The sequence below is a fragment of the Umezawaea tangerina genome, assembly GCF_003002815.1.
GTDB lineage: Bacteria > Actinomycetota > Actinomycetes > Mycobacteriales > Pseudonocardiaceae > Umezawaea > Umezawaea tangerina.
Window position 1 is genome coordinate 461,487 of sequence record NZ_PVTF01000001.1, and the last position, 18,449, is coordinate 479,935.

At 71.4% G+C, this 18,449-nt stretch carries 21 protein-coding genes; 11 read left to right on the forward strand and 10 right to left on the reverse strand.

Annotation, left to right across the window (positions count from 1 at the left end; genetic code table 11):
• The first annotated feature begins 22 nt into the window (after nt 1-22).
• Genes sp36 through CLV43_RS02210 form a run of 4 tightly spaced genes read left to right on the forward strand, consistent with a single transcriptional unit; the run spans nt 23 to nt 2,519 of the window.
• Nucleotides 23-178, forward strand: a complete 156-nt coding sequence (gene sp36 / locus CLV43_RS02195) for a Sp36 family protein (protein ID WP_106185241.1) — start codon at nt 23-25, stop codon at nt 176-178.
• Entirely contained in the window at nt 175-633 is a 459-nt protein-coding gene (locus CLV43_RS02200; RefSeq protein ID WP_106185242.1) for a RidA family protein, read from the forward strand. Before sp36 ends, CLV43_RS02200 begins: the two co-directional genes overlap by 4 nt.
• Before the next feature lie 24 nt (nt 634-657).
• Nucleotides 658-1,275 (forward strand): hypothetical protein, encoded by a 618-nt coding sequence (locus CLV43_RS02205; RefSeq protein ID WP_106185243.1) that lies wholly within the window; start codon nt 658-660, stop codon nt 1,273-1,275.
• 35 nt (nt 1,276-1,310) lie between these two features.
• Nucleotides 1,311-2,519, forward strand: coding sequence for a hypothetical protein (locus CLV43_RS02210; RefSeq protein WP_106185244.1), 1,209 nt, complete (start codon nt 1,311-1,313; stop codon nt 2,517-2,519).
• A 733-nt stretch (nt 2,520-3,252) separates the two neighbouring features.
• Here the strand turns inward: CLV43_RS02210 and CLV43_RS02215 are convergent.
• The 3 genes from CLV43_RS02215 to CLV43_RS02225 are packed head-to-tail and all read right to left on the reverse strand — an operon-like array spanning nt 3,253 to nt 5,647.
• On the reverse strand, nt 3,253-4,365 hold the full coding sequence (locus CLV43_RS02215; RefSeq protein ID WP_106185245.1) for a tetratricopeptide repeat protein: 1,113 nt from the start codon (nt 4,363-4,365) through the stop codon (nt 3,253-3,255).
• Complete coding sequence (locus tag CLV43_RS02220; RefSeq protein ID WP_425445714.1) at nt 4,362-5,252, reverse strand: Gfo/Idh/MocA family protein; 891 nt, start codon at nt 5,250-5,252, stop codon at nt 4,362-4,364. Before CLV43_RS02220 ends, CLV43_RS02215 begins: the two co-directional genes overlap by 4 nt.
• 17 nt (nt 5,253-5,269) lie before the next feature.
• Entirely contained in the window at nt 5,270-5,647 is a 378-nt protein-coding gene (locus tag CLV43_RS02225) for a hypothetical protein (protein ID WP_106185247.1), read from the reverse strand.
• A gap of 40 nt (nt 5,648-5,687) precedes the next feature.
• Here CLV43_RS02225 and CLV43_RS02230 point away from each other — a divergent pair, with 40 nt between their 5' ends.
• A complete protein-coding gene (locus tag CLV43_RS02230) occupies nt 5,688-6,560 on the forward strand; it encodes an NUDIX hydrolase (protein WP_106185248.1) in 873 nt (290 codons plus the stop codon).
• Nucleotides 6,557-7,375, forward strand: coding sequence for an MBL fold metallo-hydrolase (locus CLV43_RS02235; protein WP_106185249.1), 819 nt, complete (start codon nt 6,557-6,559; stop codon nt 7,373-7,375). Before CLV43_RS02230 ends, CLV43_RS02235 begins: the two co-directional genes overlap by 4 nt.
• 329 nt (nt 7,376-7,704) lie before the next feature.
• Here the strand turns inward: CLV43_RS02235 and dnaN are convergent, their stop codons facing one another.
• Nucleotides 7,705-8,808: a DNA polymerase III subunit beta gene (dnaN, locus tag CLV43_RS02240; protein ID WP_106185250.1), complete on the reverse strand. Its 1,104-nt coding sequence runs from the start codon at nt 8,806-8,808 to the stop codon at nt 7,705-7,707.
• 77 nt (nt 8,809-8,885) lie between these two features.
• Between dnaN and CLV43_RS02245 the strand changes: the two genes are divergently transcribed.
• Entirely contained in the window at nt 8,886-9,512 is a 627-nt protein-coding gene (locus tag CLV43_RS02245) for a Scr1 family TA system antitoxin-like transcriptional regulator (protein ID WP_106185251.1), read from the forward strand.
• 25 nt (nt 9,513-9,537) lie between these two features.
• On the opposite strand, the gene CLV43_RS02250 is transcribed toward CLV43_RS02245, so the two are convergent.
• The 3 genes from CLV43_RS02250 to CLV43_RS02260 all read right to left on the reverse strand — a co-directional run bounded on the left by CLV43_RS02250 (nt 9,538) and on the right by CLV43_RS02260 (nt 12,374).
• Nucleotides 9,538-10,791, reverse strand: coding sequence for an MFS transporter (locus CLV43_RS02250; RefSeq protein ID WP_106185252.1), 1,254 nt, complete (start codon nt 10,789-10,791; stop codon nt 9,538-9,540).
• Nucleotides 10,792-11,225: 434 nt separating this feature from the next.
• On the reverse strand, nt 11,226-11,900 hold the full coding sequence (locus CLV43_RS02255; protein WP_106185253.1) for a Crp/Fnr family transcriptional regulator: 675 nt from the start codon (nt 11,898-11,900) through the stop codon (nt 11,226-11,228).
• 222 nt (nt 11,901-12,122) lie between these two features.
• Nucleotides 12,123-12,374, reverse strand: coding sequence for a hypothetical protein (locus tag CLV43_RS02260; protein ID WP_106185254.1), 252 nt, complete (start codon nt 12,372-12,374; stop codon nt 12,123-12,125).
• A 185-nt stretch (nt 12,375-12,559) separates the two neighbouring features.
• Between CLV43_RS02260 and nth the strand changes: the two genes are divergently transcribed.
• The 4 genes from nth to CLV43_RS02280 are packed head-to-tail and all read left to right on the forward strand — an operon-like array spanning nt 12,560 to nt 15,726.
• Nucleotides 12,560-13,264, forward strand: a complete 705-nt coding sequence (nth, locus tag CLV43_RS02265) for an endonuclease III (protein ID WP_106185255.1) — start codon at nt 12,560-12,562, stop codon at nt 13,262-13,264.
• Nucleotides 13,261-13,857, forward strand: a complete 597-nt coding sequence (locus tag CLV43_RS02270; protein ID WP_106185256.1) for a TlpA disulfide reductase family protein — start codon at nt 13,261-13,263, stop codon at nt 13,855-13,857. Before nth ends, CLV43_RS02270 begins: the two co-directional genes overlap by 4 nt.
• Entirely contained in the window at nt 13,854-14,516 is a 663-nt protein-coding gene (locus CLV43_RS02275; protein WP_106185257.1) for an NUDIX hydrolase, read from the forward strand. Before CLV43_RS02270 ends, CLV43_RS02275 begins: the two co-directional genes overlap by 4 nt.
• 22 nt (nt 14,517-14,538) lie before the next feature.
• Nucleotides 14,539-15,726, forward strand: a complete 1,188-nt coding sequence (locus tag CLV43_RS02280) for a MarP family serine protease (RefSeq protein WP_106185924.1) — start codon at nt 14,539-14,541, stop codon at nt 15,724-15,726.
• A 36-nt stretch (nt 15,727-15,762) separates the two neighbouring features.
• On the opposite strand, the gene CLV43_RS02285 is transcribed toward CLV43_RS02280, so the two are convergent.
• The 3 genes from CLV43_RS02285 to nhaA are packed head-to-tail and all read right to left on the reverse strand — an operon-like array spanning nt 15,763 to nt 18,437.
• Nucleotides 15,763-16,689, reverse strand: a complete 927-nt coding sequence (locus CLV43_RS02285) for an alpha/beta fold hydrolase (protein ID WP_245886071.1) — start codon at nt 16,687-16,689, stop codon at nt 15,763-15,765.
• A gap of 8 nt (nt 16,690-16,697) precedes the next feature.
• On the reverse strand, nt 16,698-17,186 hold the full coding sequence (locus tag CLV43_RS02290) for a phage holin family protein (RefSeq protein ID WP_106185258.1): 489 nt from the start codon (nt 17,184-17,186) through the stop codon (nt 16,698-16,700).
• A gap of 48 nt (nt 17,187-17,234) precedes the next feature.
• Nucleotides 17,235-18,437 (reverse strand): Na+/H+ antiporter NhaA, encoded by a 1,203-nt coding sequence (gene nhaA / locus CLV43_RS02295; RefSeq protein ID WP_106185926.1) that lies wholly within the window; start codon nt 18,435-18,437, stop codon nt 17,235-17,237.
• Nucleotides 18,438-18,449 lie beyond the last annotated feature (12 nt).

Sequence of the window (18,449 nt, forward strand, 5' to 3'; positions counted from 1 at the left end):
CCGGACGGCTAGGCTCCCCGCCATGACTAAGTGGGAGTACTCCACGGTCCCGCTGCTGATCCACGCCACCAAGGCGATCCTGGACCAGTGGGGCGCCGATGGCTGGGAGCTCGTCACCGTGATCCCGAACCCGACCGGTGAGCAGCACGTCGCCTACCTGAAGAGGCCGAAGGCATGACGAGCTGGTCGGAGAAGCTCGCCGAGCTGGGCATCGAGCTGCCCGGCGTCGCCGCACCGCTCGCGGCCTACGTGCCCGCCGTGCGCACCGGGTCCCTCGTCTACACCTCCGGCCAGCTGCCGTTCGTCGACGGCGTGCTCGCCGCGACCGGCAAGGTCGGCGCCGACGTGAGCCCGGAGGAGGCCAAGCGGCACGCCAGGACGAGCGGCCTCAACGCCCTCGCCGCCGTGCACGCCCTGGTCGGCATCGACTCGGTCGTCCGCATCGTCAAGGTCGTCGGCTTCGTGGCGTCCGCCGAGGGCTTCACCGGCCAGCCCGCGGTGGTCAACGGCGCGTCGGAGCTGTTCGGCGAGGTGTTCGGGGACGCGGGTGTGCACGCCCGGTCCGCCGTGGGTGTCGCGGAGCTGCCGCTGGGCGCCCCGGTCGAGGTAGAGCTGATCGTCGAAGTCGGCTGAAGATCGCGAAGGACGTGATGTGAGATGTCGGACACCGAGTGGGCGTGCCACGAGCTCCTGCTGAGGTTGGCGGGCAGGCTGCCGGACGACCTCCTCTGGCGGTTCCGCGACTGGGCCGCGACCGACGGGGTGGTGGTGCTCGCACGCGCTTTGCCGCGCGCGCTGCTGCACGACCGCATCGGCCTGACCGACCTCGAGCACGGCCTGCTCGCCGACGCCGTGCTGTCGAACGGGGCCGATCGGGCGATGCTGAGTTCCGTCGAAGGGGTGGACGAACTCCCGGAATCCGACTACACCTTCACAGCAGAATCACCCGATCGTGTGTCGATGGGGGATTCGGCGACCGCGGTGCTCGGTGCCACGCTGCGCGGTCGCCAGGGGGTCGGCGAAGTCCGGTCCTCCTGGCGGCAGGGCGGTGCGGACCCGGTGGCCAGGCGAATCATGCTGATCGCCGCCACGACCGGCCACGCCCGCCTGACGGGCGAGGTGCAGCGAGTGCTCCGCGCACTGGGTGAACACGACCCGTGCGTCGAGGTCGTCCCGCTCGGAATGGAACTGCCGCCCTACCACCGGGCGGCGTTGGCGGCATCGGAGCCGATCTGCACCGGCGCCGAGGTCGATGGGCACCTGGTGCCCGTGTAGCGCTCGTCGATCGGCGGGCCGGAAGGAGAACAGACGTGGCGAACGACGTGGAACTGCCCGTCCGCCTGCACGATCTCCTGTTGGCGCTGGCCGGTCGCGTCGACGACGACGCGCTGTCCCAGGCACGGGAGCTGCTCGCGGTCGCGGAGTCCGACCGCGCGCTCGAACTGGTCGTGGGCTGCCTGCTCGCGGGCCGCATACCCGTGACGGACGGCGAACAGGGGCGGATCGCCGACCTGCTGGGCGAGCTCAACTCGTCCCGCACGCTCGCCGACCTCCTCGTCGTGGTCGACGCGCTCCCGGTGCCCCGGCACCGGTTCTCGGCCGAGTCCGACCCCGTGGACGGCATCTCCAACGCCCTGTCCAAGGTGGTCGCGAACCTGCCGGACATCCGCTCGGTGATGTCCGTCTGGCGCTCCACCCCCGCGGGCGCCTCACCGGGCCCGCTGCCCCAGCGCGTCGTCCTGGTCGACATCGGCCCGCAGGGCCACGCACCCGCCACCGCCTACCGGGTCGACCGCGCCCTCCGGCGCGCCGGCCTGCACGTGGCCGTGGAAGTCCTCAGGCCCGCGACGCAGCTCAGCGACTACCACGCGGCGGCCGTCACGACAGCCCGCGAGGTGAAGTTCAGCGACACCTCGACCGGGTCGGGCGGTGGGCACCGCGACGAGACCGGGGCCTGGTTCGACGGACCGGAAGACGTTCGGGATCAGGCACCGGTGGTAGAGCCGACACCGGTGCCGGAGATCGCAGAGACCGGCTCACAGGCCTCGCGGCGCACCAACCGCGCCGAGTCCTTCGAAGGCGCGCAGCCCTTCCCGCCCAAACCGGTCAAGCGGGTCGTCCGCGAGACCGTCGACGCGGCCGACGAACCCCCGCTGCCACCCGCACTCGCCTCACCTCCGGCGCTGAACAACGCCGAGGTCACCATGGAACTGGGCCCGGACGACCTGAAAGCCCTCCAGGCCGCCCTGGCCGACCCGAACGGGCTGCCGCCGGGGTCCGTGGCGGTGGAGGCCACGCCGGCCGCTGACGCGAAGCTGAGCGACCGGGAGCGGGCGCTGTTGCAGCAGCTGCACGAGGAGCTGGCGCAGCGGGAGGACGTGCCGCCGGGGCAGGCCGAGGCGAACTGGCAGACGGATCGGTCCAGTGGGTCGTTCCAGCCGCCGGCGTGGATGGGGGCGCAGGGGGATCCGGTGAACGGGGCGCCTCAGCAGAACGGGCATCCGCCTTATCCGGCTTGATGCTTGTCCGGCTTGGTGGTTCCGGCTTGAGCTGGGTGGATTTGGTTCGGGTGGGGTGACCCCGGCCGCCGAGTGTTCTACGACCAACCCTGGTTGTCAAGACGATAGGACTGTCTTGACAACCAGGGTTGGTCGTAGAGATGGCTTTTCGTCGGGGTGCGTGGGGGAAGTGTGGGTTCGAGGGCATCAGGCTGCGCCTGACAGGGCATCGGCTGGCGCCGACGGAGCATCCTCGCTGCGCGTCGGACAAGGCGGGCGGGCGCTCCGCGCCGGATGCGAGGTGGCGGGCTTCGCCCAGCGGGGGTCTGTGCCTGGCGGAGGCGTCGCATGGGGTGCGGTCTTGTGGTCGTACTCCTTGTCCGACAAGGCGTCTGGCGGGGTGTGGGTGGTTGCCGAAGTCTTGTGGTGGGATCCCGAACCTGTCGGTCTCAGGGGTCGTTCGATCACTCAGGGTGATCATGTCGGGCTGTTTGCTCGCGGTGGTGAATGCGAGCAATCCTCAATTCCGTTTCCCTGCGAAATGCTCCACGCGGATTACCCGGCCGAACCCGAAGATCGTTCAGCGGTCGGCCCGTCAAAATTGTCGGACCTTCCAGCTAGCGTGGAATTTGGGGGCCCATCCCTCGCGCGCGTATGTGGGGGTCCCCCGAATTCGAGTTTACCGATGGGGACCGACAAGATCGGGTAATCGGGAGGGGCTAGATCGTTATCGGAGGTAAGGGGTTGGGGTGGGTCAGGGTTGGGGTGGGGATTTGTCGGTGAGGGTGCGGAGGTTGGTGATCATGGTTGCCCGTGAATGCGGGGGGAGGTGGCGGTAGGGCCTGGAGGCGGTGCGGTCGGTGGCGGCCTCGATGCGGATGTGGGTGGGGGTGTCGGTTGGTAGGGCTTGGACTTCTTGGGCGGTGAAGCCTTCCGCGGACCAGGCGGCGGCGTGGGCGTCGGCGCGGTGGTGGCGGAGGGCGCGTAGTTGGTCGAAGAGGTGGGCGGGTGGGGTGGGGGCGGTGATCGCGGTGGACATGGGGTGGTCCACCCGGGTGGGGATGGGGATCGGGGTTGGCCAGAGGGTGGCGGCGATCTCGGCGTGGACCTCGTTGACCAGTTCCAGGACCGGGCGGCAGCGGGCGGTGGCGGTGACCTCGTGGGGGGTGAGGGTGAGCCAGCCGGTTTCGGCCAGGTGGGCGTGGTGGGTGTCGAGGTCGGCCGTGTAGCGGTGCAGCGAGCGGACGGTGTCGCGGGGAGCGGGGCCAGTGGTGAGGAGGCTCGCGAGGTCGGCGAGCAGGCCGAGGTGCGGTGGGCGGTCGGTGACGCGGGCGACGACCCGCGGGCCCGCGGCGCGGTGCACGGCGGGGACGAGGCGGTGGAGCTCGGTGGCGATGGTGGCGGCGGTGAGGCAGGCGTCGGCCGCGTCGACGGCCACGGTGGCCGAGGCTACGAGGTCGGGGTCGGTGCGCAGGCGGAGGGCGGCGCGGAAGTGGTCGAGCGCGAGGTCCCACTTGCCCTCGTCGTAGCGGCACTTGCCCGCGTGCTGGTGCACGTAGTCGCGGAACTCGCCCGCGTCGGCCAGACAGGTCTCGAACTCGGCGTACGCCTCGGCGAACCGGCCCTGCCACTGGAGCACGTGGGCGCGGCGCAGGCGGGCGGCGGTGGTGGAGCGGATCGCGAGCGCGCGGTCCATCGCGTCCTCGGCCTGGTCGAGCCTGCGCAGCAGCCGCGCGGCCAGACCGACCATGCTCCACGAGCGGTAGTCGTCGGGCCGCTGCCGGTCCAGCCAGGCGGCGAGCTCGGCGGGGTGGTCGGGGACCTCGTGCAGGGTTTCCGGGTCGACGTGGAAGGCGTGGACGTTCACCTGCCCGCCTTGCTTCCCGCCAGTTCGATGATCCGCTGCAGGTGCAGGCCGCGCCGGACGTCGAGGGGGTGCTCGGTGGTGCGGCTGTGCACCATGGCGACGAAGTCGTCGAGCAGCAGCGTGTAGCAGTCCCGCGCGGACGTGCCGCCGTTGGAGAGCCTGCGGTACCCGTGGTCCCCGTACACCGCGAGCTCGGACACGGTCGGCTGCAACGGCAGGTTCATCGACATCGCCACGGCACTGGTCGCACCGCCCTCGTGCGCGAACACCAGGCGCCACAGACCCGTCTCGGAGACGGTCGCGGAGACCACGTCGGTGATGGTGCCCAACGTGATGTCGAGCAGGTCGAACACGTGCGGCCCGAGGTCGTGCAGGGCACCGCGCTCGTGCCGCCACGGCGAGTTCGAGTACGGGCCGTCCAGCAGGGCGCCGTTGAGCCACTGGGCGTCGCCACCGGTCCAGCCGCCCGTGCGGCGCAGCTGGGTCAGCAGCTCCTTCGTCTCCGGCGCGTACCGGCGGGTCAGCAGCACCAGCGAGGCGACACCGGCCTGCTCGACGGCGGCGACGAGCAGCTCCGCCTCGTCCACGGTGGCCGCGATCGGCTTGTCCAGGATGACGTGCTTGCCCTGCTGCGCCGCCTTGACGGCGATCACGGACTGCACCTCCGGCGGCACCGCGAACGCCACCGCGTCCACAGAGGACAGCAGTTCGTCCGGTGTGGACGCCACGTCGGCGCCGTGCGCGTGCGCGATCGCCGCGGCCGCTTCCGGCCTGCGGGCCCACACCGACGTGAGGCGGGTACCGGGGTGGTCGGCGATGCCGGGTGCGTGCACCGCGGTCGCCCACGGGCCCGCCCCGACCAGTCCTACGCGCAGTTGTTCTTCCACGCCACCCATCCTGCCCCTCAGCGGCCTCCCGCGTAGGCGGACTCGGGAACGAAGATCTCCCCGCCGTTGTCGAAGCGCAACCGGGTCCCGCCGCCGCCGAACACGGCCTCGGGGTCGTCCTCCCAGCCGCGGGGGATGGGCACGACGTGGCCGCGCGACTCGTCCGGGCCCAGCCACACCTCGTAGCTGGTCGCGCCGAAGAGGCTGTCGACCTTCTTGACGAACACCCCCGGTCCGGCGCTGGACTGGGGCGTCGAGTGCACGGTCGTGCGGCCGGGGATGAACAGCACCACGCCCGCGACCACGGTGAGCCCGGTGCCCAGGATCGCGCCGAGCAGGAACACCAGGATCTTGACCAGGCAACCGGTGACCAGTGGACGGGAGTCGGAGACCATCGGCACATCCTGCCCGGTGCCCGGAAGTAGGCTCGACCGCATGCGCGAACTCCCCGCGGACATGGTGCTGCCCGAAGGAATGGTGCCCGCCGAACCACCGGCGGTCCCGGTCGTGCCGAGGGACGCCGCGACCGTCGTCCTGATCAGGGACGCGCCTACCGGGCCGGAGGTGTTCCTCCAGCGGCGGGTCACCGGGATGGCCTTCGCGGGCGGTATGACCGTGTTCCCCGGCGGTGGTGTCGACCGCCGCGACGCCGATGCTTCCGTGGCCTGGGCGGGCCCCGAGCCCGCCTGGTGGGGTCGCTGCTTCGACTGCGACCCGGCGTTGGCCACCGCACTGGTGTGCGCGGCCGTGCGGGAGACGTTCGAGGAGTCCGGCGTGCTGCTGGCCGGTCCGGACGCGACCAGCGTCGTCGCGGACACCCGCCCGTTCGCCGACGCCCGCAAGGCGTTGGAGAAGCGCGAGGTGTCTCTGGCCCAGTTCCTGGCCGAGTCGGGTCTGGTGCTGCGCGCCGACCTGCTGCGGCCGTGGGCGCACTGGATCACCCCGGCCGAGGAGCCGCGCCGCTACGACACCCGCTTCTTCGTCGCCGTCCTGCCGTCCGGGCAGCGCGCCGACGACGTGACCAGCGAGGCGTCCGACGCCTCCTGGCAGACGCCCGCCGCCGCCATCGACGACTGGCGGCAGGGCAGACGCGGCCTCATGCCACCTACGTGGACGACCTTGGCCGACCTCGACGAGTTCGACAGCACCGCCGCCGTCATGGCCGCCGAGCGCACCGTGGAGAAGATCATCCCGAAGGTCGTGCGCCGCGGCGGGAAATTGCATGTCATCCTGCCAGGGGACCCCGAGTACACGACCGCCGCGGCCCACTTGGACGCCCGGCCGGATGACGAGGTGGGACGACGATGAGCCGCTTTCCGTCGATCGGCGCACACGCGCAGCACCCGGCCTACGGCGTGCTGCGCAAGGTCACCGACACCGCCTCGGTGATGCTCGCCGACAACCCGTCGATCATGACCCTCGACGGCACCAACACCTGGATCCTCCGCGCCCCCGACTCCGTCTCCTGCATCGTCGTCGACCCCGGCCCTCTGGACGAGGCCCACCTCACCCGCGTCGCCGCCTGCGGCCCCGTCGCCACCGTCCTCATCACCCACGGCCACCCCGACCACGAGGCGGGCGCCAGGCGCTTCGCCCAACTCGTCAACGCCCCCATCCGCGCCAACAACCCGTCGCTCTGCCACAACGGCGCCCCGCTGACCGGCGACACCACCGTCTCCGCCGCGGGCCTGCGCCTCAAGGTCCTCGCCACCCCAGGCCACACCGCGGACTCCATCTGCCTGCTCCTGGAGGACGACAACACCACCGCGGTCCTCACCGGCGACACCATCCTCGGCCGCGGCACCACCGTCGTGGCCCACCCGGACGGCAAGCTCGCCGACTACCTCACCTCCCTCCGCCTGCTGGCCACCCTCCCACCCAACACCCAAGCCCTACCCGGCCACGGCCCGGAACTCCCCGACGTCACCCAGATCGCCACCGCCTACCTCGCCCACCGCGAACAACGCCTCGCCCAGGTCCGCACCGCCGTGGAACAACTAGGCGGCTCCCCAACCGCCCGCCAGGTCGTCGAAGTCGTCTACGCAGACGTCGACCGCATCCTCTGGGACGCCGCCGAATGGTCAGTAGGCGCCCAACTGGAATACCTCCGCACCGAGGACTAAGGCCAAGGCCAGAGCCAGGTCCAGGGGCGAAGGGTCAGGACCAACAGAACCAACCAGGGCCCACGATGATGGGCGAAGCCCGGCTCCGCGCATCCGGCGCGGAGCGCCTGGGGCCTTGTCCGCAGCGCAGCAAGGATGCCTTGTCCGACGGCGCAGCCGAGGATGCAGTGTCCGTCGCGGAGCGTCGGATGCCCTCTAAACCCACCTTTCCCCCACGCACCCCGCCGGGAAAGCCACCTCTATGCCCACTCCTGCTTGTCAAGACAGCTCCACCGTCTTGACAAGCAGGAGTGGGCATAGAACACTCGGCGACCGGGGTGCCCCACCCCCTAAGCCACCGTCCTCAACGGCACCACCAAGTACGTCAACTCCACCCCGTCCCCCTCCACCCCAGACGTGAGCACGGTCGACCTCAACCCCTCCTGGATCCTCAGCTCCACCCTCCTCCCGCTGAACGCCTTCAACGCGTCCGCCAGGTACCGGGCCTGGAACGACTTCGTCAGCCGGTTCCCGTCCACGGTCGCCTTCACCGACTCCTCGGACTCCCCGCTCTGCGGGTCGCTGCCCCGCACCCGCACCTCGCTGTCGTCCACCTGGATCGTCACCGACCCGTGCGGCCCCGAGTACGGCGTGGCCCGCCGCACCGCCCCGGCCAACGCGTCCGCGTCCACGAGAACCGTGCTGTCGATGACCGCCTCCAGGAGTTTCCGCACTCGATCGTCGGGAAAGGGCGCCGCGAGCAGAGCGGTGGAGACCGATCCACCGGCCCACGACAGCCCGAACAGGTCTTCGTCGGCGTGCACCGCCACCTGGTCCGCGGCGCCCGGCTGCCGGACCACGTCGGCCAGCAACCCGGCCGGAACCAGCACGTCCAGCGGCCCCATCGGGTCCCATGGCAGGGTCGCGAAGGCCATCCGGTACCGGTCCGTGGCGATCAGCTCCAGCCGCTCGCCCGCCGCGTGGATCCGGATCCCGGTGAACACCGGCAGCGCGTCGTCCCGCGACGCGGCACCGGACACGGGCAGGACGGCGGCCGCCAGCACCCCCGCGGGCAACCGCCCCACCAGAGGCGGCAGCGCGGGAACCCCCGGATGCGCCCCGAGGTCCAGCAACGGCAACGCGAACCGCGCGTTCGAGGTCCGCACCGCCAGCCGCGACCCCTCCACGACCAGCCTGACCTGCGGATCCTCCAACGTGCGCAGCGTCTCCGCCAGCGGCTTCGCGGGCACCAGCACGGCCCCCTCGCCGTGCACGGTCGCCTTCCGGCTGAGCCGGACGGCCCGCTCCCGGTCGCTCCCCGACAGCTCCACCCCCGACGGCCCGGCCCGCAGCACGAGGCCCGCCAGCACCGGGTCGAGCACCCTCGTCGGGAGCAGCCGGGCGACCTCGGCGGCGGCCGAGGCGAGGTCCGAGGTGGTGGCGGTGAGGTCCATGCGCCGAACCTAGCGACGGGGTCCGACAATTTCTGGTCGTGCGAGGTCAGCGGGGGTGCGGTTAGCGTAGGGGCGTGATGAGCGAACCGGTGCCGATGCCCACCCTGCGCGGCAGGGTCCTGGGTGGCAAGCTCCGCGACCTGCGGGAGGCGACCGGGATGTCGGTCGAGGCCGTGGCGACGCGGTTGGACATCGTGGCCGCGCGGGTCCAGCGGCTGGAGGACGGGGTCACCCCGGTGTGGATGCCGGACCTGCACGCCTACTTCCACGCGCTGCGCATCGAGCGCAAGCTGCGGGACGTGCTGATCGGCGAGGCGGTGCGCGCCCGCGACCTGTACCTGGAGTGCGACTGGGGCCCGGAGGCGGAGTCCGTGCTGACGCTGCTGGGCCGGACCGCGGAGCGGGTGGACGTGCTGAGCCCGCACGCCGTGCCGACCCTGCACGTCGACGACCTGACCCGGTGCACGGTCTTCACCAGCGAGGGCGCCATGCCGAGCCCGCCGCCGGGCATCACCGTGCGGCGGATCCCGTTCGCGAAGGGCGCCTACCCCGGCATCGGGCACCCGTGCACGCTGTTCCACATGGCCGAGGGGCCGTCGGTGGTCTACCTCGAACACGTGCACGCGGCCACGTTCATCGAGGAACCCGACGAGGTCATGGCCGCGCGCAGCGTGTTCGAACGCCTGGACGTCTTCCTGGACTAGCGACTGGCGACTGGCGACCGTGCGACTAGCGCGAGGCGAGGTCCATCTCCTCGCGCCGCACCGCGGGCACCTCGGCGGGCACACCCGCGGCGACCGTGCCGCGGAACAGCCACACCAGCGCGGCGACGAACAGCCCCGACCCGCCCGCGGCGAGGAACGCCACCGGGGTGCCGACGTGCTCGACGAGGTAGCCGCTGATCGACTGGCCGATGGCGAGACCGACGGTCACCGCGGTCACGACCCAGCCGAACGCCTCCGTGGCCGTCCCCTTCGGCGCGACCTGCTCGATCGCGGCCGAGTGCGTGGTGGCCTGCGGCGTCACCATCGTGCCGACCACCAGCATCGCGGCGCCGAGCCAGAACAGCGACGTCGGGACGGCCAGCAGCAGCGACAGCGCGCCGAACCCGCCGAGCAGCGCGGGCAGCCGCAGGTGCATCGACTTCGGGAACGGCCGCATCGCGTACAGCACGCCGAACACCACCGAGCTGATCGACCACGCGCTGAGCAGCAGTCCGCCGAGGCTGACGTGACCGGCGTTCGCCGCTGCCGCGGGCACCGCGACCTCGATGAACCCGATCGTCACGCCGAAGCCGAGCGCCGCCAGCGCGACGGTCCGCATGCCGGGGCTGGCCAGCGCGCCGAGCAGCTTGCGGCCGGTGACCGCGGCGGGCCGGACGCCGCGCACGGTGGGGTTGAGCGCGAACCAGGTGCCGCCGACGACCATGCAGACCGCGCCGACGACCACACCGGTGCCCGCCCACGGGGCGGCGACCAGGATCCCGGACAGGCCGGGGCCGAGGATGAAGAACACCTCCATGCTGATCGCCTCGTAGGCGTAGCCCGCAAGGCGGGTCGAGCCCGGCGGCACCATCCGGCTCCACAGCGCCCGCGACGCCGAGCCGACCATGGGCTCGGTGAACCCGACGCCGAAGGCGAGCGGCAGCAGCACGGCGACCGGTGCGTGCGCCTCGACGGCCGTGATCGACACCGCCACGAACACGGCGAACAGCGCGATCACGGCCAGCAGCGGACGGGTGGGGCCGAAGCGGTCCATCAGCCTGCCTTGCACGACCGCGCCCACTGCGACCCCGACCAGCGACCCCGCCGACACCAGCCCCGCGATCGCGAACGACCCGGTCGTGCGCTGCACGTAGAGCAGCAGCGACAGCCCGACCATGGCGATCGGGAGGCGGGCGAGCACGGCCGCGATGACGGGGCCGCGCATTCCGGGGGTGGTCAGGGCAGCGCGGTAGTCGGCGAGACGGGCGGAGTGGGACATGCGTACCAGTGTGCCGCACTGTGGTACGCCCGTGCCAGTTATTTGCCGGTGCGGTTGGTCACCGGTTGAGACGCCCGTTGCGATTCGGTCACAACAATGGGATGTCCGGGTGAAAGTTGGCAACAAAACGGCTGAACAGGACGTCTTTCAGGGTGACGGGTCTTGAAAGACCGGGGAGTCGCCGTGCGATCGTTGACCCGCGGGTCACGTGAACCGGAACCCGCCGGTCGGCGAAGGTCCACGCAGGTGGTTTCGACGCGGACCGGGCTGGGTAACCACACCCACCAGGTCTTCGGACCTCCTGCCGGCGATGAGGGTCGGGGCCTGCACGCCGGGCAGGAGAAGCGCGGTTCGTCGGGGGATGGATCGCGCAGCAGAAAGGGACCGGTGCGCCGCGTCGGGGGCGGCGCCCGGTCCCTTTGTGTTGTCCTGCGCTAGCGGGCCCGGCGAGCCAGTCGCTCGGGGTCCAGGATCAGCACGCTCTTGCCCTCCAGCCGCAGCCAGCCGCGGTGGGCGAAGTCGGCCAGCGCCTTGTTCACGGTCTCCCGCGAGGCGCCGACGAACTGGGCGATCTCCTCCTGCGTCAGGTCGTGCGTGACCCTGAGCAGGCCCGCCTCCTGGCTGCCGAAGCGCTGCGCGAGCTGCAGCAGTGCCTTCGCGACTCGACCGGGCACGTCGGTGAAGATCAGGTCGGCCAGCATGGAGTTCGTCCGGCGCAGCCTCCGGGCCAGTGCCCTGAGCAGCTGCTCCGCGATCTCCGGCCGGTTCGTGATCCACGTCCGCAGCGCGGGCCGGTCCATGCTCACCGCACGGACCTCGGTCACCGTGGTGGCCGTGGACGTGCGCGGGCCGGGATCGAAGATCGACAGCTCGCCGAACATGTCCGACGGTCCGAAGATCCCGAGCAGGTTCTCGCGACCGTCCGGGGACTTCCGGCCGATCTTCACCTTGCCCGACTGGATGATGTACAGCCGGTCGCCCGGTTCACCTTCCGCGAAGATCACGTGGCCACGCGGGAATTCAACGGACTCCAGCGTCTGCGCCAGTGCCTCCGCTGCAGCCGGTTCAACCCCCTGGAAAATGCCCGCGCGGGCAAGGGTCTCGTCCACCTCGTCCCCTCCTGTCGAGACACGACGGCATGGTCGAGCGCCCTCCACCTTTTGGCGGAACAAGCGCCGTGCCGTCGATCACTGGGTGCAGTCTAAGGCTTGAGCCGTGGATCGCCTTCCGGCTCGCCGTCCCAAGTGGAGACAGCTCACCCCGGTCGAACCCCAGACAGCCCGGAAAGGCCCACGAAGGGTTTCTCCGTGGACCTGGTCGGTGCGGGCCTGCTAGCGGCGGGTGCGCCGCTGACGCAGGTTCCTGGCACGACCGCCGAGCCGCCGCAGCCGGAACAGCTCCAGCGCGCGGCCGATGCCGTGCCCGTAGAGCGCGCGGACCTCGTCCGGACGCGCCTGCTCCAAGAACTCCTCGACCTCGTCCTCCTGCACGGCCACGTGCCGCAGACGAGCTTCCACGCGCTCCATGAAGAGCGCGAAGAACATGATGACGATCGGAACGGCGATGACGAACCAGGCAGTCATGATGGCTCCGATCCTTGCGCATCGTAATTTCGGTCGCTCAAGAGGGGGTCCCTCCAGCGTGTCGAGCCTCTGACGTACCAGGACGCGCACGCCCGTACATTGGTTCCGTGCCCCCCGCGACGTTTCGCCAAACACCCGCGGCCAAGCCGGAGACCAGACTGGGTCTCGTCCGCCGGGCCCGCCGGATGGTCCGAGTGCTCGCCGAAGGCTATCCGGACGCCCATTGCGAGCTGGACTTCGACACACCGCTGGAGCTGCTCGTCGCCGTCGTGCTGTCCGCGCAGAGCACGGACAAGGGCGTCAACAGGGTCACCCCGGCCCTGTTCAAGCGCTACCGGACCGCCGAGGACTACGCGTCCGCCGACCGCGCCGAGCTCGAGGAGCTGATCCGCCCGACCGGCTTCTACCGGAGCAAGGCGACCTCCCTGCTGGGCCTGGGCGCCGCACTGGTCGAGCGCTACGGCGGCGAGGTGCCCGGCAGGCTGGTCGACCTGGTCACGCTGCCGGGCGTGGGCCGCAAGACCGCGAACGTGGTGCTCGGCGACGCCTTCGGCGTGCCGGGGATCACCGTGGACACGCACTTCGGCCGCCTGGTCCGCCGCTGGGGCTGGACGACCGAGGAGGACCCGGTCAAGGTCGAGCACGCGATCGGCGCGCTGATCGAGCGCAAGGACTGGACGATCCTCAACCACCGGGTGATCTTCCACGGCCGCCGCGTCTGCCACGCCCGCAAGCCCGCCTGCGGCGCCTGCCTGCTCGCCCCGCAGTGCCCCTCCTACGGCGTCGGCGAGACCGACCCCGTGGCGGCCGCGAAGCTGGTCAAGGGCGACGAGGCGCCGCACCTGCTGGAGCTGGCCGAGCGCGTCCGGGCGGGGGAGAAGCTCGGGTGAGGCCCGCGACGAGGTGGGCGCTGGTCGTGCTGGTGCTCGTGGTGGCGGGCGTGGTCGCTATCTGGCCGCGTCCGGACGGCTCGCCGCAGGGCGAGCCCGCCAGGGCGGCCAGGCCCAGCCAGGACCTCGGCGCCTCCCGCGACCTCGCCGCGCTGCGCCCGTGCCCGCGGGCGGGCACCGAGGGCCCGCAACCCCTTCGGGGGATCGTGGCAACCTGCCTGGGGGATGGCGCGTCCATAGACGCCGCCACCACCGTCGGAGGCGGCCCGGCGCTCATCAACTTCTGGGCGACCTGGTGTCAACCGTGCCAGGAGGAGCTCAGGGTGCTCGACGGCTACTCCCAGCAGCCCGGCGCGGTCCCCGTGGTGGCCGTGCAGGTGCAGAGCGGGGAGTCCGACGGCCTGGAGCTGCTCGCCAGGCTGGGCGTCCACCTGCCGTCGCTGCACGACGAGCAGGACGCGCTCCGCAAGGTGCTCAAAGCCCCTCCGACGCTGCCCGCGAGCTTCGTGGTCAAGGCGGGTGGTCCAGTGATCCAGGTAACATCCCCGCTCGTCTTCTCGTCCCCGGAACAGGTCCGCGAGGTCGTCGGATGACCGCGCTGAGCGACCCGGCCGACGTGCCGGAGTGGATGGCCACCCTGGTGAAGGCGGCCTCCACGATCGACGCCTCCACGTTCTCCGGGGTGAACGTCCCGATGACCGGGAAGACGCGGTCGGCGGCCGTGCTCATCCTCCTCGGCGAGGGCCAGGACGGCCCTGACGTGCTGCTGCTCCGCCGCGCGGACACCCTCGGCTCGCACCCCGGCCAGGTCGCCTTCCCCGGCGGCGCGGCCGACCCGACCGACGGCGGACCGGTCGACACGGCCCTGCGTGAGGCCCGCGAGGAGACCGGTGTGCTGCCCGAGGGGGTGCGCCCCGTCGTGGTGCTCCCGGTGCTGCACGTACCGGTGTCCCGTTTCCTCGTCACGCCCGTGCTGGCACATTGGCATGAACCATGTCCGGTGGAGCCCGTAGACCTTGCTGAGACCGCGGCGGTGGCCAGGGTGCCGATCGCGCACCTCGCGGACCCGGCCAACCGGTTCCGCGTGAGCCACCCCTCGGGCTACGTCGGGCCCGCGTTCTCCGCACCGGGCATGTTGGTGTGGGGCTTCACCGCGGGACTGCTGAACGGGCTCATCGCACTGGGCGGCTGGGAACGCCCGTGGGACGGGACCGACGTCCGGGACCTTGATCTAGCGCTGCGCGCTACGTAGAAGCTTGTCGGAGGGTGTGGGCGTGAACTGGGTCGACCTGCTGGTGCTGGCGCTCGCCGTGTTCGCGGCGGTGTCCGGTGCCCGGCAGGGCATGGTCATCGCCCTGCCCGCCTTCCTCGGTGTCCTCGTCGGACTGGTGCTCGGCACCCAGCTCGCGCCGCTTGTGGTGGCGCAGTTCGACAACGTGGTGACCAAGGTGGTCTTCGCGGTCGGCATCGTGATCCTGCTGGTCGCGCTGGGTGAGACGCTCGGCGTCTACATCGGCCGGATGATCAAGCCCAAGATCAACGCCACCCCGCTGCGGGGCATCGACAACATGCTCGGCGCGCTGGTCCAGGGCGCCGTGGTGTTCGTCGTGGCGTGGATGATCGCGCTGCCGCTGACCTCGGTGGCGGGCCTGCCGTCGCTGGCCAAGGCGCTCAACCAGTCGCTGCTGCTCAAGACGGTCGACGAGGCCATGCCGCCCGCCGCCCGGCAGCTGTCGGACGACCTGCAGAAGCTGTTCGACGTGTCCGGCTTCCCGGCCGCGATGGACCCGTTCAACCGCACGCCCCTCAAGGACGTCGGCCCGCCCAACCCGGAGCTCGCCGCCAACCCGATCGTGCAGAAGCTGCGGCCCAGCGTGCTCAAGGTCCGCGGCCGGGCGCCGTCGTGCTCGCGGGCGCTGGAGGGCACGGGGTTCGTGGTCGCGCCGGAGCGGGTGATGACGAACGCGCACGTCGTGGCGGGCACCAGCGAGGTGACCGTCGAGGTCGGCCGCGGCCAGTTCGACGCCACCGTGGTGCTCTACGACGCCCAGACCGACATCGCGATCCTCGCGGTCCCGGACCTGGAGGCCACGCCGCTGCAGTTCCACACCGACGAGATCCCGCAGGGCCAGGACGGGATCGTGCTGGGCTACCCGCTGGACGGGCCGTACACGGCGTCCGAGGCGCGGGTCCGCGAGCGCATCCCGATGCTGCGCGGCCCGGACATCTACGACGCCCAGACGGTCACCCGCGACGTCTACACCGTCCGGGCGAAGGTCCGCAGCGGCAACTCCGGCGGCCCGCTGGTCGACCCGCAGGGACGCGTGATGGGCGTGGTGTTCGGCGCTGCCGTGGACGACCAGGAGACCGGTTTCGTGCTGACCGCCCAAGAGGTGCAGGCCGAGGTGGAGAAGGCGCCGACCCTGGTCCGCAAGGAATCCACGCAGAGCTGCGCCAGCTAGGGGTGTGTCGGACTGCTCCGGCGCGGTCTCGCGAGGTCAGACCTGGGCCAGGAACTCCGCCAGGACCCGGCTGGTCGTGTGCGGGGCTTCCTGGTGGGGGAAGTGGCCGATCTCCGGCAGGCAGCGGAACTTGGAGTTCGGACCCAGCCAGTACGACGAGTGCCGGGCGGTGGTCTCGAGCATGATCGGGTCCATCGCGCCGTGCAGCTGCAGCACCGGCACCTCCAGCCTGCGGTCGATGGTCTCGATGAACCGGCGCCCGTCGCTGCGGACCTGCGAGCGGACCGCCCAGCGGTAGTACTCCAGCGCGCTGTGCGCCACGCCGGGCACCAGCATCGCCTCGCGGTTGCGCCGGACGACCTCGTCGAACTCCGGCGCCACGGTCCACTTGGGACCCGACCAGGCGCGCAGCAGGCCGCCCACGTTGGCCGCGCGGTCGCCGGTGAGCCAGCGCTCGGGGTGGATCGGGGCCTGGAACCTGAGCACGTAACCGGCAGCCCGACCCTGGGTGCGCGGGTTCTTGCGGAACGCGCGGCGCAGCGCCAGCGGGTGCGGGGCGGAGATCGCGGACACCGAGCGGACGAGCCGGGGGTGCATCGCGCCGACGGTCCACGCCAGCAGGCCGCCCCACGCGTGCCCGACCAGGTGCGCCCGGCGTTCGCCGAGGGCCTTCACCAGCCCCGCGACGTCACCGGCGAGCGTCCAGCCGTCGTAGCCGCGCGGAGGCTTGTCCGAGTCGCCGTAGCCGCGCAGGTCGACCGCGACCGCGCGGTAGCCGGCCTCGGCCAGCGACGTGAGCTGGTGCCGCCAGGACCACCAGAACTCCGGGAACCCGTGCAGCAGCAGGACCAGCGGACCCTCGCCCATCTCGGCGACGTGCAGCCGGATGCCGTTGGCGGAGACGTCGCGATGGGTCCACGGACCACTGATCCGCACCGTGGACGGATCAGGAGGCAGGCGCACGACCCGGCCTAGCGGGTCTCGCCGCGGTGTCGCAACGTGTCGACGATGTCCTTGGCGGACTCGATCGTGCGCTCCGGCGCCTTCAGCTTCTTCACCTTGCGGTAGCCGAGGAACGCGAACAGGCCCGTGACGAGCAGCATCGCCACGAACACGGTCAGGAACGACAGCGACAGCGGCCAGCCGAAGATGTCGTAGAGGGCGTAGCCGATGGTCAGGAACAGGAAGAAGAGGCTGAACAGCAGCACCGTCAGGGCGATGATGAAGTAGACGCTGCCGGTGACCCCCTTCTTCACCTCCTTGACGACCTCGGACTTGGCCAGCTCGACCTCGGCCCTGACCAGCGTCGACAGGTGGCTCGTCGCATCGCGGACCAAACCGCCGAGCGAGGTCTCCTCCGCGATCCTGGCCGCGTTCTCCGCCCTCAGCGGGATCGACGGGACTGGCGGCAGGCCGTCGGTCGCCCGGCTGCCATTGGTGTTCTCCCTCGCGCTGGTCACCGGCTCATCGTGCCATGCACCGGGACGCGCAGCCGTTCGGCTGGCGGATCACGGCGCTTCGTTGTCGGCTTGGTGCACACGACTGCGCCGAACGAGCAGCACGGCGGCGAACAACGAGGCCGTCAGCGACGCCAGCAGGACGGCCGCCTTCGCCTGCTCGGCGGCCGCTCCGTCCAGCGCGAGGTCCGCGATCAGCAGGCTCACGGTGAACCCGACGCCGCCCAGCATCCCGACCGCGAGGACGTCCCGCGGCCCCGCGCCGCTGGGCCACACCGCGGCCTTCAGCCACACCGCGAGCGCCGCCGACCCGACGATCCCGACCACCTTGCCGAACACCAGCCCGGCCATCACGCCGAGCGCGATCCTGTCGGTGAACAGCCGGCCCAGCGCGTCACCGCCCACCGGCACGCCCGCGGCGAACAGCGCGAACACCGGCACCGCGAACCCCGCCGAGTACGGCTGCAACCGGTGTTCGAGCCGGACGGCGGGCGAGTGCTTCTCGCGGGGGTCCTTGCGCACCCGCGTCAGCAGGCCGAGCGCGACACCGGCGATGGTGGCGTGCACGCCCGCGGCGTGCACCAGCGCCCACGTCGCCACCGCGATCGGCACGTACAGCCACGCGGTCCGGACGCGCTTGTGCTGGAGGTACGCGTAGAGCGCCATCAGCGCCAGCGCGCCGAGCGCCGCGAGGAGGTCGAACTTCGAGGTGAACAGGATCGCGATCAGCAGGATGGCGCCCAGGTCGTCGACCACGGCGAGGCTGAGCAGGAACACCCGCAGGCTGCTGGGCAGCCCCGACGCGGTGATCGCCAGCACGCCCAGCGCGAACGCGATGTCCGTCGCGACCGGGATCGCCCACGCCCGCTCGACCCCCGGCTGCCCCCAGGCCACCCCCACCGCGACCAGCGCCGGGACGACCATGCCGCCCACCGCGGCGATCACCGGCAGGATCGCGGCCTTGAACTTCGACAGCTCGCCGACGACCAGTTCGCGCTTGAGCTCGAGCCCGGCGACGAAGAAGAACACCGCGAGCAGCCCGTCCTTGGCCCAGTCGCCGACGCTGAGGTCCAAGTGCAGCGAGGCCGGACCGACGTGCAGGTCGCGCAAACCGGTGTAGGACCCGCTGAACGGCGAGTTCGCCCAGATCAGGGCGATGGCGGTCGCGCCAAGCAGCACCATGCCGCCGACGGTCTCGGTGCGCAGGTAGCGGGCGAAATCGGTGACGATGGCCGGACGGCGGGACTGCACCAGATCAACTCCGAG